At 62.8% G+C, this 15,150-nt stretch carries 19 protein-coding genes; 13 read left to right on the top strand and 6 right to left on the bottom strand.

Annotated features, from left to right (window positions below; translation table 11 throughout):
* The first annotated feature begins 3 nt into the window (after positions 1–3).
* Positions 4–606, top strand: coding sequence for a cytochrome b (locus G6N74_RS23815; protein WP_165120501.1), 603 nt, complete (start codon positions 4–6; stop codon positions 604–606).
* Between the two features lie 2 nt (positions 607–608).
* Positions 609–1,205 carry a YceI family protein gene (locus G6N74_RS23810; RefSeq protein WP_165120500.1) on the top strand — a complete coding sequence of 199 codons (597 nt, stop codon included), beginning with the start codon at positions 609–611 and terminating at the stop codon, positions 1,203–1,205.
* 13 nt (positions 1,206–1,218) lie between these two features.
* On the opposite strand, the gene G6N74_RS23805 is transcribed toward G6N74_RS23810, so the two are convergent.
* From G6N74_RS23805 to hrcA, 3 genes are all read right to left on the bottom strand, one after another.
* Entirely contained in the window at positions 1,219–1,416 is a 198-nt protein-coding gene (locus tag G6N74_RS23805; RefSeq protein WP_165120499.1) for a hypothetical protein, read from the bottom strand.
* A gap of 51 nt (positions 1,417–1,467) precedes the next feature.
* On the bottom strand, positions 1,468–2,331 hold the full coding sequence (locus G6N74_RS23800) for a DUF2189 domain-containing protein (RefSeq protein ID WP_165120498.1): 864 nt from the start codon (positions 2,329–2,331) through the stop codon (positions 1,468–1,470).
* A 175-nt stretch (positions 2,332–2,506) separates the two neighbouring features.
* Positions 2,507–3,583, bottom strand: coding sequence for a heat-inducible transcriptional repressor HrcA (gene hrcA / locus G6N74_RS23795; RefSeq protein WP_165120497.1), 1,077 nt, complete (start codon positions 3,581–3,583; stop codon positions 2,507–2,509).
* 150 nt (positions 3,584–3,733) lie between these two features.
* On the opposite strand from hrcA, the gene rph reads away from it, so the two are divergent.
* From rph to G6N74_RS23765, 6 genes are read left to right on the top strand one after another with little or no spacing between them, the layout of a single operon-like run.
* Positions 3,734–4,450, top strand: coding sequence for a ribonuclease PH (rph, locus tag G6N74_RS23790; RefSeq protein ID WP_165120496.1), 717 nt, complete (start codon positions 3,734–3,736; stop codon positions 4,448–4,450).
* 8 nt (positions 4,451–4,458) lie between these two features.
* Positions 4,459–4,869: a VOC family protein gene (locus G6N74_RS23785; RefSeq protein ID WP_165120495.1), complete on the top strand. Its 411-nt coding sequence runs from the start codon at positions 4,459–4,461 to the stop codon at positions 4,867–4,869.
* Positions 4,870–5,517, top strand: a complete 648-nt coding sequence (rdgB, locus tag G6N74_RS23780; protein WP_165120494.1) for an RdgB/HAM1 family non-canonical purine NTP pyrophosphatase — start codon at positions 4,870–4,872, stop codon at positions 5,515–5,517.
* Positions 5,518–5,528: 11 nt separating this feature from the next.
* Positions 5,529–6,683 (top strand): radical SAM family heme chaperone HemW, encoded by a 1,155-nt coding sequence (gene hemW, locus G6N74_RS23775; RefSeq protein WP_165120493.1) that lies wholly within the window; start codon positions 5,529–5,531, stop codon positions 6,681–6,683.
* Positions 6,684–6,688: 5 nt separating this feature from the next.
* The gene (locus G6N74_RS23770; RefSeq protein ID WP_165120492.1) at positions 6,689–7,012 is read left to right on the top strand and encodes a low molecular weight protein tyrosine phosphatase family protein; all 324 of its coding nucleotides are present in this window, start codon (positions 6,689–6,691) and stop codon (positions 7,010–7,012) included.
* Between the two features lie 17 nt (positions 7,013–7,029).
* Positions 7,030–7,467, top strand: a complete 438-nt coding sequence (locus tag G6N74_RS23765; protein ID WP_165120491.1) for an EamA family transporter — start codon at positions 7,030–7,032, stop codon at positions 7,465–7,467.
* A gap of 70 nt (positions 7,468–7,537) precedes the next feature.
* On the opposite strand, the gene G6N74_RS23760 is transcribed toward G6N74_RS23765, so the two are convergent.
* Positions 7,538–7,705 carry a hypothetical protein gene (locus G6N74_RS23760; RefSeq protein ID WP_165120490.1) on the bottom strand — a complete coding sequence of 56 codons (168 nt, stop codon included), beginning with the start codon at positions 7,703–7,705 and terminating at the stop codon, positions 7,538–7,540.
* Between the two features lie 166 nt (positions 7,706–7,871).
* Here G6N74_RS23760 and rsmI point away from each other — a divergent pair, with 166 nt between their 5' ends.
* The 3 genes from rsmI to G6N74_RS23745 all read left to right on the top strand — a co-directional run bounded on the left by rsmI (position 7,872) and on the right by G6N74_RS23745 (position 10,015).
* On the top strand, positions 7,872–8,744 hold the full coding sequence (gene rsmI / locus G6N74_RS23755) for a 16S rRNA (cytidine(1402)-2'-O)-methyltransferase (RefSeq protein WP_165120489.1): 873 nt from the start codon (positions 7,872–7,874) through the stop codon (positions 8,742–8,744).
* Positions 8,737–9,108 carry a YraN family protein gene (locus G6N74_RS23750; protein ID WP_165120488.1) on the top strand — a complete coding sequence of 124 codons (372 nt, stop codon included), beginning with the start codon at positions 8,737–8,739 and terminating at the stop codon, positions 9,106–9,108. The genes rsmI and G6N74_RS23750 overlap by 8 nt, the downstream gene beginning before the upstream one ends.
* A gap of 79 nt (positions 9,109–9,187) precedes the next feature.
* On the top strand, positions 9,188–10,015 hold the full coding sequence (locus G6N74_RS23745) for a cyclase family protein (RefSeq protein WP_165120487.1): 828 nt from the start codon (positions 9,188–9,190) through the stop codon (positions 10,013–10,015).
* Here the strand turns inward: G6N74_RS23745 and G6N74_RS23740 are convergent.
* Together G6N74_RS23740 and G6N74_RS23735 are read right to left on the bottom strand one after the other, a co-directional pair.
* On the bottom strand, positions 10,012–10,296 hold the full coding sequence (locus G6N74_RS23740) for an acylphosphatase (RefSeq protein WP_165120486.1): 285 nt from the start codon (positions 10,294–10,296) through the stop codon (positions 10,012–10,014). The two genes, G6N74_RS23745 and G6N74_RS23740, sit on opposite strands and share 4 nt — an antisense overlap.
* 11 nt (positions 10,297–10,307) lie before the next feature.
* Positions 10,308–11,678 (bottom strand): cytochrome P450, encoded by a 1,371-nt coding sequence (locus G6N74_RS23735; RefSeq protein WP_165120580.1) that lies wholly within the window; start codon positions 11,676–11,678, stop codon positions 10,308–10,310.
* A 205-nt stretch (positions 11,679–11,883) separates the two neighbouring features.
* Between G6N74_RS23735 and G6N74_RS23730 the strand changes: the two genes are divergently transcribed.
* Both G6N74_RS23730 and gyrB read left to right on the top strand, forming a co-directional pair.
* On the top strand, positions 11,884–12,474 hold the full coding sequence (locus G6N74_RS23730) for an NADPH-dependent FMN reductase (RefSeq protein ID WP_165120485.1): 591 nt from the start codon (positions 11,884–11,886) through the stop codon (positions 12,472–12,474).
* A gap of 197 nt (positions 12,475–12,671) precedes the next feature.
* Positions 12,672–15,146, top strand: coding sequence for a DNA topoisomerase (ATP-hydrolyzing) subunit B (gyrB, locus tag G6N74_RS23725; RefSeq protein ID WP_165120484.1), 2,475 nt, complete (start codon positions 12,672–12,674; stop codon positions 15,144–15,146).
* Positions 15,147–15,150: the final 4 nt, after the last annotated feature.

Below are 15,150 nucleotides of genomic sequence, written 5' to 3'. Positions count from 1 at the left end.
CCGATGCTTCGCAACAGAGACAATGCCTACGGGCTGATCGCGATCCTGTTCCACTGGACGATCGCGGCATTGTTCGTCGGCCAGATACTGCTCGGCCTCGCGACGCAATGGGTGGCGAGCTTGGCGCTGCAATTCACACTGATCCAGTGGCACAAATCCTTCGGTTTCCTGATCCTGGGACTCGCGGCGCTGCGGTTGTTTTGGGCGCTCGCCAGTAGGCGACCCGCGCGGCCAAGGGATTTCAGCCGGACCGAATGGCTGGCCGCGAAGCTCGTGCAAGCATCGCTCTATGTGCTGATGCTCGCCGTGCCTCTTGCTGGTTGGGCACTGGTTTCGACATCAACGCTTGGAGTTCCGACGTTCGCCTTCAACATGTTCGTCATTCCGCATTTGCCGCTGGCAAGATCGGAAGCTGCCGAGCATTTCTGGCGCGACGTTCATGAATGGCTGGCCTATGGCACGGCCCTCGTCGCCGCCGGCCACATGCTGGCTGCCCTTCGCCATCATTTCTGGCTCGGCGACGGCATTCTCAAACGCATGCTGCAACCGGGCGCAGAAAGCCCAAACCGCGGGACCGTCAAAGGTCAGAAAGCCGCCGGGAGATGACAATGCCGACGCATGTCTGGAAATCGCCACGCAACGCAATCCTGAGCGCCGGTCTGGCCGCGCTATTGGCCGGCCTGCCCTATGCCGCCCTTGCCGACCCGCTGGCGGAGGCTGCCGGCAAATACAGCATCGCTCCTTCCTCACGCATCGCCTTCAGCGTGGCGCAGGTCGGCGGCGGCGGTATCGCCGGTGATTTCGGGGAATTTCGTGGCATATTCCGCATCGACGGCAAGGATATCGGGCGATCGAATGTCAGCTTCACGCTGCTGCCGGCAAGCGTGCGCACCGGCGAGGCGCGCGTGGAAAACTTCCTGCGCTCCGACGCGGTGTTCGACGTCGCGAATTTCCCCGAAATCTCGTTCCGTTCCACCGGGATCACGCAGACGGGCGCCAGCAGCGCGCGCATAGACGGCGTCCTGACGGCGCGCGGTAAGACGCGCCCGGCTCAGTTCGACGCCAGCGTCAGCGACCGCACCAAGCGCAAGATAACCTTCCGCGTGCAGGGAAAAATCCTGCGCTCGCCCTATGGCATGGATGTCGGCACACCGATCTATTCGAACGTCGTCAAGTTCGACATGGTGCTACAGGGAACGCGTTGACCGGCACGAAAGGTCAACTGCCCTCTTCGTAGAAGCCGGCGTCCAGCTTCCGCTCAAGCTCGACGAGATCATCGGGCAGCGGCATGCCCATGGCGCGCAATTCGTTCAGCTTTTCGCGAAGACGCTCATGCACTTCATGAGCGTCTTCGGGCTGTTCGATCATCTGCTCGAGCAGGAGGCTTATCTGCGCCTTGAGTTGTTCCAGTGCCATCCGTGCCTCCTGTGATCGATGCCACAGCCTACACCCGATGGCGCGCAGGTACTACGCTCGCTTTGCGACTGGCTTGGTCGAACGCCGACGCTTTTCGGCGGCTTTCGAGCTCGCAGTCACGCTCGGCTCCACCACCTTGCGGTAGAGATGCCAGGTCGCGTGACCGAATATCGGCATGACAACGGCAAGTCCGGCAAACAGCGGCAGCGAGCCGATGACCAGTCCGACGGCCACGAGAAGCCCCCAGAACAGCATCGGCAGCGGGTTGACGATGAGCGCGCGGGCCGAGGCTTCCATCGCCGCAATCACGCCGACGTCACGGTCGAGCAGCAGCGGGAAGGCAATGACCGTGGTGGCGAGCGCAACGATGGCGAATGCCAGCCCGACCAGATTGCCCCACAGGATCAGCGACCAGCCGCGATCTGTCGTCAATACGTCGGTTGCGAACTGCCCGATCGACGTCGGCGGCTCGGAACCGAAGGTCATTGCATAGATCGCCTGGGCCACGAGCAGCCAGGCAATGAACAGCGCAAACAGCCATATGCCGACGGCGACGATCGACGGCAGCGCCGACGAATGGCGAACGTCGAAGGCATGAACCCATGACGTGTCCATGCCGAGTTCGCGGCGGCGGCTTATCTCATAGAGTCCAATCGCGGCAATCGGCCCAAGCAGGGCAAAGCCGGACATCAGCGGAAACAGCAACGGCAAGGCATTGTTGCCGGAAGTCCAGGTCGCCAGCACGACGCCGACGATCGGATAAATTACACATAGAAACACGTAGTGGGACGGTTTTTCCCAAAAATCCTCGGCGCCCTGTCTGAGCGACGTGGTTACGTCGGAAAAACTGATCTTGCGCACGGCGACATGATTATAGGTCTCGCCGGCGCCTGCCATGACATGAAATTGTGCCATTCTCATACCTCCGCTGCTTGAAAGTCGCGGTGGTTAGGGAGCCGTCGAAACATGCCGCTCGACGAGCCGCGACCTGCAGTGACCGGACTATACACAGCCTGAGCCATTTTGTCGCATCACAAGGGTGAAAGCGATTGTCAGAGAGCTTTTGCAAATCCGGGGTGCGCTAGCAGCCTCAACGCAGCATGCGTGAAATGAGCTGCGCGGTGTAATCCACCATCGGCACGATGCGGGCGTAATTCAGCCGCGTCGGGCCGATGACGCCGAGCGCGCCGACAACGCGGGCGTCCTTGTCGCGATAGGGTGCCACGACCAGCGAGGAACCGGAGAGCGAAAACAGCTTGTTTTCCGAGCCGATGAATATCCGCACGCCGGAGCCGGCTTCGGCAAGGTCGAGAAGCTGGACCATGCCCTCCTTGGTCTCGAGATCCTCGAAGAGATGGCGCAGCAGTTCGATATCGGCCTGCGCCGTCACATTCTCGAGCAGATTGGCGCGGCCGCGCACGATGAGCCGTGACGGCAAGCCACTCTCGACGCCCCCGCCTCCCCACACGGCGAGGCCCTTTTCGACAAGGTCCTGCGACAGCGTGTCGAGTGCCGCCTTGGTTTCTTCTTTCAGCCGCGCGATCTCGGTTTTCGCTTCGGCCAGCGTGCGCCCGCCGATATGGGCATTGAGATAGTTCGACGCCTCATGCAACTGCGAGGTGGTGACGCCGGGCGGCAGTTCCACGACCCGGTTCTCGACATCGCCGTTCTGCGAGACCATCACCGCCAGCGCGCGCTGCGGCTCGAGCTGGATGAACTCGATATGCTTCAGCGGCACCTCGTTCTTGGTCGCCAGCACCAGGCCCGCGCCCCGCGACATGCCCGACAGCATCTGGCTGGCTTCCGTCAGCATCTGTTCCAGCGTGGCGCCGCTGCCCGACGCCTTGACCTGCGCATCGATGACCCGGCGCTCTTCGTCCGAGAGGTCGCCGAGTTCCATGAAGGCATCGACGAAAAAACGCAGGCCCTTCTGCGTCGGCAGGCGGCCGGCCGAGATATGCGGCGCATAGACGAGGCCGAGATGCTCCAGGTCGCTCATCACATTGCGCACGGTGGCCGGCGACAGCGACGACGGCAGCATGCGCGACAGGCTGCGTGAACCGACGGGCTCGCCGTCCAAAAGGTAGGAATCGACGATGCGTCGGAAAATATCGCGCGAGCGCATGTCGAGCGATTGCAATGTCGGATCCAGTACGGGTTTCGTCATGGTTTCACCAAACCTCCGGAATCAAGATATAGATGGCTCGCGCCGGAACACAACATGGGGTCATGAGGCCAACCCGGTTTTCCTTTGCGCCGGAAACGGCATGGCGTTACAAGCCGCGACGACTCCACCAATTTTCACAGAAAGAACCGTATGCGCCCTTCCAAACGCCAATTCGACGAAATGCGCGCCATCTCCTTCGAGCGCAACGTCTCCAAACATGCGGAAGGCTCGTGCCTGGTCAAATTCGGCGACACCCATGTCTTGTGCACCGCAAGCCTTGAGGAAAAGGTGCCCGGCTGGATGCGCAACACCGGCAAGGGCTGGGTGACGGCCGAATACGGCATGCTGCCGCGTTCCACCGGCGATCGTATGCGCCGCGAAGCCTCTTCCGGCAAGCAGGGCGGCCGCACGCTGGAAATCCAGCGGCTGATCGGCCGCTCGCTGCGCGCCGTGGTCGACATGCAGGCGCTGGGCGAAATGCAGATCACGGTCGACTGCGACGTCATCCAGGCCGATGGCGGCACGCGCACGGCCGCCATCACCGGCGGCTGGATCGCACTGCATGACTGCCTGCGCTGGATGGAAGCGCGACAGATGGTCAGCGTTTCCAAAGTGCTGAAGGATCACGTCGCCGCCATTTCCTGCGGCATCCATGACGGCCAGCCGGTGCTGGATCTCGACTATCTCGAGGATTCGTCGGCCGGCACCGACTCCAATTTCGTCATGACCGGCAAGGGCGGCATCGTCGAAATCCAGGGCACCGCCGAAGGCGCCCCCTTCACCGAAGAAGAATTCGCCGCGCTGATGGCGCTGGCCAAGAAGGGTATTTCCCGGCTGGTCAGCCTGCAGCAGATGGCGGTGGCCTGAGGTTCGCCATGCAGCCCTCCGCCATCCTCGAATCCGCGCTCTACGTCACCGACCTCGACGAGGCTGAGCGGTTCTATGGCGAAGTGCTTGGGCTGGACCTGATCTTGAAAGCCGAAGGGCGGCACGTATTCTTTCGCTGCGGCTCAGGCGTGCTTTTGCTGTTCAACGCAGAAGCAACCAGAAACCAGCTGGCAGCCGGCGCGAAACTGCCGATTCCACCGCATGGCACGACAGGCGAAGGACATCTGTGCTTTGCCGCGACCGCAGACGAGATCGTGCAGTGGAAAGCCGTCTTTGAAGCCAAAGGTATCGCCATCGAGGCGGATTTCGAATGGCCAAACGAAGGCCGCTCAATCTACATCCGCGACCCTTCCGGCAATTCGATAGAATTTGCCGAACCACGCATCTGGGGACTTTGAATGCGCATTCTGACCGAACGGGAAATCGTCGTCGCCAGCCACAATGAAGGCAAGCTGCGCGAATTCGCCGACCTGATGGCGCCCTTCGGCTTCAAGGCCAAGTCGGCCAAGGAATACGACCTGCCCGAACCTGACGAAACCGGCACGACCTTTGAGGAAAACGCACTTATCAAGGCCTTCGCGTCGGCCAAGGCGACCGGCCTGCCGGCTCTGTCGGACGATTCCGGCCTTGTCGTCGATGCGCTTGGCGGCCAGCCGGGCGTCTACACCGCCAATTGGGCGGAAAAGCCTGATGGAACGCGCGACTTCGGCATGGCCATGCAGCGCACGGAAGTGGCTCTTCATGAAGTCGGCGCGACCGAGCCTGAAGATCGCAAGGGCCGTTTCGTCGCCGTCATCTGCGTTGCCTGGCCGGACGGGCATGCCGAATATTTCCGCGGCGAGGCCGAGGGCACACTGGTGTGGCCGCCGCGCGGAGAAAAGGGTTTCGGCTATGATCCGGTCTTCATGCCGGACGGGCACGATATGACATTCGGCGAAATGACGGCCGAGCAGAAGCATGGCTGGAAGCCAGGGCAGGCGGACGCGCTTTCGCACCGCGCCCGCGCCTTCCAGAAATTCGCCCGCGCCATGCTCGGCTCGGCGTGAAGGACAAGGCATTGACGGGCAGCGAACCGGGATTTGGCGTCTACATCCATTGGCCTTTCTGCGCGGCCAAATGCCCTTACTGCGACTTCAACAGCCATGTCCGCCACCAGCCGGTCGACCAGGAGCGCTTTGCCAGCGCCTTCGAGACAGAGCTTGCGACGATGCGCGAGCGCACCGGCCCGCGCGACGTCACCAGCATCTTTCTCGGCGGCGGCACGCCCTCGCTGATGAAGCCTGAGACGGTGGCCAGGGTGCTGGACGCCGTGGCGAAGAACTGGACGGTGCCGGACGGTATCGAGATCACGCTGGAGGCCAATCCTTCGTCGGTGGAGGCCGAGCGTTTTCGCGGCTACCGCGCCGCCGGCGTCAATCGCGTCTCGCTCGGGGTGCAGGCGCTGAACGACGCCGACCTGCGCTTTCTCGGCCGCTTGCACAACGTCTCCGAAGCGCTGCACGCCATCGGGCTGGCGCGCGAAATTTTTCCGCGCCTGTCCTTCGACCTGATCTATGCCCGCCCCGGCCAGACACCGGAAGCATGGAGCGCCGAGCTCGAACAGGCGATCGACCATGCCGCCGACCATCTGTCGCTCTACCAGCTGACCATCGAGGAAGGCACGCGCTTCCACACGCTCTATGCCGCGCATAAATTCGAGCTGCCGGATGCCGAAGCCTCCGCCGAGCTCTATGCGATCACGCAGGAAGTGACCGCCGCGCGCGGGCTTCCTGCATACGAGATTTCCAACCACGCCCGCCCCGGCGCGGAAAGCCGGCACAATCTAACCTATTGGCGCTATGGCGAATATGTCGGTGTCGGCCCCGGCGCGCATGGCCGCTTCATCGAGGATGGCCGACGCATCGTCACCTTCACCGAGAAGATGCCGGAAAACTGGCTCGATCTCGTCGAAACAAAAGGGCACGGCGTGATCGGCGGCGAGACGCTGACGCGTTCCGAGGAAGCCGACGAGTTCCTGCTGATGGGGCTGCGGCTTGCCGAGGGCATCGACCTCGACCGCTTTGAGCGGCTTTCCGGCCGCGCGCTTTCTTCGCCGCGCATGTCGATCCTGCAAGGAGAAGGTCTGATCGCGCCCGTCGGCAATTCACGCCTGCGCGCCACCGCCTCGGGCATGATCGTGCTGGATGCTGTCGTGGCAGATCTGGCGCGGTAGCGGCTGTGAAGAATGTTCTCTTCGTCTGTAGCCAAAATCGTTTGCGAAGCCCCACCGCCGAGCAGGTGTTTTCTACACGCAGAGATATCGAAGTCGCCTCCGCCGGCACAAACCATGATGCCGACAACCCGTTGACGGGAGAACTCGTCGCATGGGCCGACATTATTTTCGTGATGGAAAAAGCCCACAGGGCGAAGCTGCAGAAGAAATTCAAGGCAAGCCTGAAGAAGGCGCGGATCATCTGCCTCGATATCCCTGACGACTATGAATTCATGGACCCAGCGCTGGTTCGCCTTCTCGAAGCGCGCGTTCCGAGATATCTCGGTTAGACAACGAGGGTTAAGAGATGAATTCCGCTTTCGCGTCCTGGCAGTTCTGGGCCGTCCTGTCGGCAATGTTCGCCGCACTCACCGCGATCTTCGCCAAGGTCGGCATCGAGAACATCAATTCGGATTTCGCCACGCTGATCCGCACCGTCGTTATCCTTCTGGTGCTGGCGGGAATCGTTGTCGCCACCGGACAGTTCCAGAATCCGGGCGAGATCTCGGGAAAGACCTACGGCTTCCTCGTCCTGTCGGGACTGGCGACGGGGGCGTCGTGGCTGTGCTATTTCCGCGCGCTGAAGCTGGGCAACGCCGCCCAGGTCGCGCCGATCGACAAGCTAAGCGTGGTTCTTGTCGCGGTGTTTGGCGTGGTGTTTCTCGGCGAGCGGCTGAGCGGTGCCAACTGGCTTGGCGTCGCGCTGATTGCCGCGGGTGCTGTTCTGGTCGCCTACCGGGTCTGAGGGCCGCTCGTCGGCGTGCCGTTTTTCCAGACGCGGCAGGAAGGCATCGAAGTGATTGGGCATTGTATCTTCAGGCCTTTTTCGAGTTAGGCTCTGGCGTGGCCGGCTTTTTATCGCTGGCCTCGTCGCTGTCCTTGCGCTCGGCTTTCGGAGCCGGCGCCATTGCACCGTCAGCGAGAAAACTCCTGCGGTCGGCATAGTAGGGCTGGAACACGTCCTGTAGCTGAAGGCCTTGCATTGGATCCTCCCGAATGAACATGCCAAACCCGACGCACTTGGTTTCGTTCCCGATTGCGGCAAAATTTACGTAAGGGCCGAAAGGTTTTTTGCAAGGCGCCCAGTGCCGTGCCAAAGAGGGAGCTCAAGGAGAATACGGCGTGCGGGCAGACGGCAGGAAGAGTTTCATGATCGGGCAGACGGAGGTCGCCGCCCGTCCGATGGAAGCCGCGCTCTATCTCGTCGCCACGCCCATCGGCAATCTCGGCGACATCACGCTGCGCGCGCTGGAAACGCTGGCCGGCGCCGATATCCTCGCCTGCGAGGACACCCGGGTTACCCGCATTCTGCTGGAACGCTACGGCATCCGCCAACGCCCGACGCCCTATCACGAGCACAATGCCGCCGAGGCAGGCCCGCGCCTGATCGAGGCGCTGGAAAGCGGGCAGAGCGTGGCGCTGGTATCGGATGCCGGCACGCCACTGGTTTCTGACCCGGGCTACAGGCTGGTCGGGCAGGCGCTGGAAAAGGGCATCCGCGTCGTGCCGATACCCGGCGCTTCGGCGGTTCTGGCGGCACTTACCGCATCGGGTTTGCCCTCCGATGCCTTCCTGTTCGCCGGGTTCCTGCCGGTCAAGGACGGACAGCGGCGCACGCGGCTTTCCGAGCTGACCGCAGTTCCGGCAACGCTGATCTTCTTCGAATCGCCGCGGCGGCTGGCCGACACGCTTGTCGCGATGGCCGACGTCTATGGCGACCGCCATGCCGCCATCGGCCGCGAACTCACCAAGAGGTTCGAGGAGATGCGCACCGGTACGCTGTCGGCGCTCGCCGCGCATTATGCCGAAGCGCCGACGCCCAAGGGCGAGATCGTCATCTGCGTCGGCCCGCCGGAAGAACAGGCCGTGACCGGGCCTGAAGACATCGACCGGCTGCTGCTGTCGCTGGCCAAGGAAATGCCGACCTCCAAGGCTGCCGCGGAAGCCGCGCGCATGACCGGCGGGCAGAAGCCCGCGCTCTATCGCCGCCTGCTCGAACTCAGGGAAGGTGCGGGTGACTGACGCGAGCGCGCGGATCAAGGCCTACAAACGCGGCCATCGTGGCGAATGGCTGGCCGCCCTTGCCCTGATGCTCAAGGGTTATCGCATCATCGCCCGGCGCTACCGGACAAAACTCGGCGAAATCGACCTGATCGCGCGGCGCGGCAATCTCGTGCTGATCGTCGAGGTCAAGGCGCGGCCGACGCTCATTTCGGCCATGGAAGCCATCGCCTACAGCTCCGAACGCCGCATCGAGGGCGCGGCCGATCTGTGGCTGTCGCGCCAGCCCGACTATGGAAAATTGTCGGTGCGTTTCGACATGGTGGCGGTACTGCCGCGCCGCTGGCCGGTGCATATCGAAAACGTTTTTCACGGGCGCAACTAAACGCGCAAGATCAGGCACTTGCCGTTGCGGCAACCGTGTAACAAACTCCCTTCGTCAACCAGAATGAAGAGGGGTTATCATGTGCCATCACTGCGTAATGGAATCCGTCAAGGCGGGCATGCTCAGCCGCCGCAGCTTCTTCAAGGGCACGATAGCGGCAGCCGGTGCCGCAGCACTTGCCACGACCTTGCCATCACGGCCGTTGTTCGCCGCCGAAACGCCCAAGAAAGCCGAAGATCTCACCCATGAAATCTGGGAGCAGTTTCCGACCTATTTCGGCGGGCAGCAGCTTTTCATCGACCAGAAATTCAGCCACGCCAAGGACACGTTCAACCTGAACGAATGGCGCATCAGCGAGCACACCGGCACCCATATCGACGCGCCGCTGCATTTTACCGCCGACGGCAAATCGGTGGCCGAGCTTCCGGTCGAGGACCTGATCGCGCCACTGGTGGTGATCGACATCCGCGCAAAGGCTGCGGAAAACCCGGACGCGCAGGTCACGCCCGACGACATCAAGGCCTGGACGAGCGCCAATGGCGACCTGCCGGAAGGCGCGGTGGTGGCGCTGCTATCGGGCTGGGGCGATCATGTCGCGACCGAAAAATTCCGCAATGTCGGCGACGACGGCAAGACCATGCATTTTCCGGGCTTCCACGTCGAAACCGCGCAACTGCTGATCGAGCAGCCGTCGATCAAGGCGATCGCCGTCGACACGCTGTCGCTCGATCACGGCCCCTCGCCCGACTTCATCGTCCACAACACCTGGCTGCCCAGCGGCCGCTACGGCATCGAAGGCGTCGCCAATCTCGACAAGGTGCCGGTGAAGGGTGCAACGATCGTAGTCGGCGCACCGAAGATCAAGGGCGCGACGGGCGGGCCGGCGCGGATTTTTGCACTGGTCTAGCCGGTGATTTCGAAGCTGGCAGGTGCGGCCTCCGCACTTGCCGCTTTGGCGTCCACATTTGACACCACCGCCCCACGCGGCCCAGTCCATAGCAGCTTCAGCATGATCGCGGTCGCCTCGCCGGAACCGGCAATCATCGCCGTGACGGAGCCGTCGCGCTCATTGCGCACCCAGCCGCGCAGCCCGAGCCTTTCGGCCTCCTCCTGCGTCCACATGCGAAAGCCGACGCCCTGGACCCTCCCGGTTATCCGCACCAGAAAAGCCGAAGGAGCTTTGCTCACCGTCCCCTCCCTCAGCGCCGCGTCACCCGCATCGGCAGGCCGCCCTGCGGCTGCGTCGTCAGCTTCTGCACCGGCCAGGGCTTGGTCTCAGCAACGGTGTCGAAGCGGAAGCGCGACAGCATGACCGCCAGTGCGATGATCGCCTCCTGCATGGCGAAACTCGCGCCGATGCAGACGCGCGGGCCGGCGCCGAAGGGTAGATACTGGAAGCGGTCGATCTTTTCGCGGTTTCCCGGATGGAACCGCTCGGGCATGAAGGCGTCGGGCTGGTCCCACAGCTTGCGGTGGCGATGCACGACCCACGGCATGACCAGCACGGCGGCACGTTTCGGGATGTAGAGATCCTTGTAGGTCTCCGGCTCGATCGGCTCGCGGTTGATCGACGGCGCCGGCGGATAGAGCCTAAGCGCCTCGTCGAAGGCGGCGCGCGTCAGCGGCATGGCGTCGAGCCATTTGGTCGGGTCGGGCTCGCGCGCCAGCACAGCGTCGATCTCGGCCTCGACCTTGTCGCGCTCCCAAGGCGCTTCGGCAAGGCAGTAGACGGCCCAGCCGAGTGCGCGGGCCGTGGTCTCGTGGCCGGCACCGATGAAGGTGATGATGTTGTCCTCGATCTCGGCGCGCGTCAGGCCGTTCGGCCCTTCGGCGCGCAGGAGAAGCGTCAGGAAATCTTCGGGTACATTGCCGGGGTCGCGCGCCAGCCGCTCGGTGCGCATCGACACCGTGTCGGTCACGATCTTGCGGAAATAGGCCATCGTCTTGCGGCCGCGAATGCGGGTAAGGCGCGGCATCCAGTCGGGCGCGCGCAGGAGATCGAGCGGGTCGACCCGGCCCATCGTCTCGAACAAACGATCGATTTCGCGGGCAAAACTGCCCGGTTCGCCGGCGATCTCGCCTGAAAACAGCGTTTCAGCGAGAATGTCGTAGGTCAGCAGCGTCATGTCGTGCGCGACATCAACCGTGCCCGGCGCTTCCTCGTAGCGCGTGACGAATTCCTCGGTGCGTTTCAGCATCGGCCCGGCAAAGCCGAAGATATGGCGCGGCGTGAACACCGGCGCCATCGCCTTGCGCGAGCGCTTCCAGACATCGCCTTCCGCCGTCAGCAGTCCATCGCGCAGGATCGGCCGCAGGATCTTCTGGCGCACCGTCGCCATCTTGTAGTTCTTGGCATTGTCGACCAGCACGTGGCGGATCAGGCCGGGATCGTTGGCGATGACCAGCGGCCCGCCAACACCGTTTACCGAAATCCACGGCTCGTTGTAGGAGGGCTCACCCCACAATTCGAGCGGGTTGCGGTAGACGATGCGGATCATCTCCAGCGTCGAAGGCGGCGAGGTGCGCGGCTTCGGCGCGGGCGGGATGAAAGGCGAAGGCGCGATATCCATCAATTGCTCCATTCGGGTCCTTCCTATGTAGGCACGCCTGTGGCCAGCGTCCATGCGAGGGCATTGTCGCACCCCGTTTGGTGAACGCTCTGTCACCAAAACCTTCCCCAGTTACCGAAAGGTGCCCCCTTGTGCACTGCACACAAGAGCGCCTATTTGCACTCGGTCACCATTGTATACCTAATCCTCCCACAGGATCACGACTATGACACAGAAACTCAACATCATCATCGGCAGCACCCGCCCCGGCCGCGTCGGCCCGGTTTTTGCGAAATGGTTCGCCGATTTCACCCGCAAGCACGGCAAGTTCGAGCCGGTTCTGGTCGACCTGGCCGATTTCAACCTGCCGATCTTCGACGAGCCCAAGCATCCGCGCCTCGGCCAGTATGAGAACGCCCACACCAAGAAGCTGTCCGAAGCGATCGATGCCGGCGACGCCTTCGTCTTCGTGACGCCGGAATACAATTACTTCGCGCCGGCCTCGCTCATCAACGCCATCACCTATCTGTCGGCCGAGTGGAAATACAAGCCGGCCGGCTTCCTGTCTTATGCCGGCGTCTCCGGCGGCCTGCGCGCCGTGGAGTCGATCAAGCCGCTGCTGATGGCGCAGAAAGTAGTGCCGCTTCAGGAAGGCGTGCCGGTGCCGAACTATCCGCAGTTCCTCAAGGACGGCGTGTTCGAGCCGAACGAGCTCATCACCACCGGTGCGACCGCCATGCTTGACGAGCTCGACCGCTGGGCCGGCGCGCTGAAGGTGCTGCGTCCGTCCAAGGCCGTAGCCGACAAGGCTGCTTAGCACGCACGGGCAGCACCCCCAGCAAACATGATTACCCGGCTCTCGAGCGGCGCTTTCCTTCCTCTCCCTTTTCCCCGGCAAAATCCTTGGAAAACTTGGAAAAAAGCCATGAAGCGCCTATATCTAGGACATGATCGGGCGCGCGATTCGGAATGGAATTGCGCGCCTGTCCCGCGATAGAGAGACGAAAGCACTTCATGAGCGATACGACCGAAAACCAGGCCGATGCGCCGGCTGAGTATGGCGCCGATTCCATCAAGGTTCTCAAGGGCCTTGATGCGGTGCGCAAGCGGCCGGGCATGTATATCGGCGACACTGACGATGGCTCGGGCCTGCACCACATGGTCTACGAGGTCGTCGACAACGCCATCGACGAGGCGCTGGCCGGCCACGCTGACCTGGTGACGGTAACGCTCAATCCCGACGGTTCCTGCACGGTCATCGACAATGGCCGCGGCATTCCGACCGACATCCACACCGGCGAAGGCATTTCGGCTGCCGAAGTCATCATGACGCAGCTTCATGCCGGCGGTAAGTTCGACCAGAATTCCTACAAGGTTTCCGGCGGCCTGCACGGCGTCGGCGTTTCCGTCGTCAACGCGCTTTCGGTCTGGCTGAAGCTGAAGATCCGCCGCGACGGCAATATCCACGAGATGAGCTTTACCCACGGCAATTCCGATGCGCCGCTCAAGGTGACCGGCACCTATGTGCCGAACAAGCTTCCCGCCACCTATGAAGGGCGCAGCGGCAGCGAAATCTCCTTCATGCCGTCGACCGACACCTTCACCATGGTGGAGTTCGACTACAACACGCTGGAACACCGGCTGCGCGAACTGGCGTTCCTGAATTCCGGCGTACGCATCGTACTGACCGACAAGCGTCACGCCGACATCAAGACGCAGGAACTGCTTTACGATGGCGGTCTGATCGAATTCGTCAAATATCTCGACCGGGCGAAAAAGCCGCTGATTTCATCGCCGATCGCCATCAAGGCCGAGCGCGACGGCATCACCGTCGAAGTGGCGATGTGGTGGAACGACTCGTACCACGAGAACGTGCTGGCCTTCACCAACAACATCCCGCAGCGCGACGGCGGCACCCATCTGGCCGGTTTCCGTGGCGCGCTCACGCGCCAGGTGACGGGCTATGCGGAATCCTCGGGCATTTCCAAGAAGGAAAAGGTTTCCATCACCGGCGATGACAGCCGCGAAGGCCTGACCGCCGTTCTTTCGGTCAAGGTTCCCGACCCGAAATTCTCCTCCCAGACCAAGGACAAGCTGGTTTCGTCGGAAGTCCGCCCGGTCGTCGAAAGCCTCGTCAACGAAGCGCTCGGCACGTGGTTTGAGGAACACCCTTCGGAAGCCAAGATCCTGATCGCCAAGGTGGTGGAAGCAGCCGCAGCCCGCGAAGCCGCGCGCAAGGCGCGCGAACTGACCCGGCGCAAGGGCGTGCTCGACATCACCTCGCTGCCCGGCAAGCTTGCCGACTGCCAGGAGCGCGACCCGGCCAAGTCTGAAATCTTCATCGTCGAGGGTGACTCGGCAGGTGGCTCGGCCAAGGGCGGGCGCTCGCGCCAGAACCAGGCCATCCTGCCGCTGCGCGGCAAGATCCTGAATGTCGAGCGCGCGCGCTTCGACCGCATGCTGGGCTCCGACATGATCGGCACGCTGATTACCGCGCTCGGAACTTCGATCGGCAAGGACGAGTTCAACGCCGACAAGCTGCGCTATCACAAGATCATCATCATGACTGACGCCGACGTCGACGGCGCCCACATCCGCACCCTGCTGCTCACCTTCTTCTTCCGGCAGATGCCGGAGCTGATCGAGCGCGGCCACCTCTATATCGCGCAGCCGCCGCTCTACAAGGTTTCGCGCGGCAAGAGCTCGCAATACATCAAGGACGAAAGCGCCTTCGAGGCATTCCTCATCGGCTCGGGCCTTGAAGAGGCGTCTCTCACCCAGTCGACCGGCGAGGTTCGCACCGGGCAGGATCTGCGTGGCGCGGTGGACGATGCGATGGCCGTGCGCACTCTGCTCAACGGCCTGCACACGCGCTACTCGCGGACGGTGGTCGAGCAGGCGGCAATTGCCGGCGCTCTCAACCCGGACATTTTCTCCAATCTCGGCCGCGCCGACGCCATGGCCGCGACCATAGCCCAGCGCCTCGACGCCATCGCCGAGGACACCGAGCGCGGCTGGCAGGGCCGTACTTCAACTTCGAACGAAGGCCCGGGTGGGTTCATCTTCGAGCGCACCGTGCGCGGCGTGAAGGAATATGCCCATCTCGACATGGGCCTCATCAACTCGGCCGATGCACGCGCGCTCGATCGCTACGCGGCCCGCCTGCACGAGGTCTACGCCCAATCACCCGTGCTGCGGCGCAAGGAAGTGTCCGAGACGATCTCGGGGCCGATGGCATTGCTCGACGCGATCTTCGCGACCGGCCGCAAGGGCCTGACCATGCAGCGCTACAAGGGTCTTGGCGAAATGAATGCCGAGCAGCTCTGGGAAACCACGCTCGACCCGAACGTGCGCTCGCTGCTGCAGGTCAGGGTACACGACGCCACCGACGCCGACTCGCTGTTCTCGCGGCTGATGGGCGACGAGGTTGAGCCACGGCGTGAATTCATCCAGGAAAATGCGCTGAGCGTCGCCAATCTGGACGTTTGACGGG

The organism is Mesorhizobium zhangyense, assembly GCF_011045115.1.
GTDB classification, from domain to species: Bacteria; Pseudomonadota; Alphaproteobacteria; order Rhizobiales; family Rhizobiaceae; genus Mesorhizobium_M; species Mesorhizobium_M zhangyense.
This window is presented reverse-complemented; position numbering and strand designations above follow the sequence as displayed.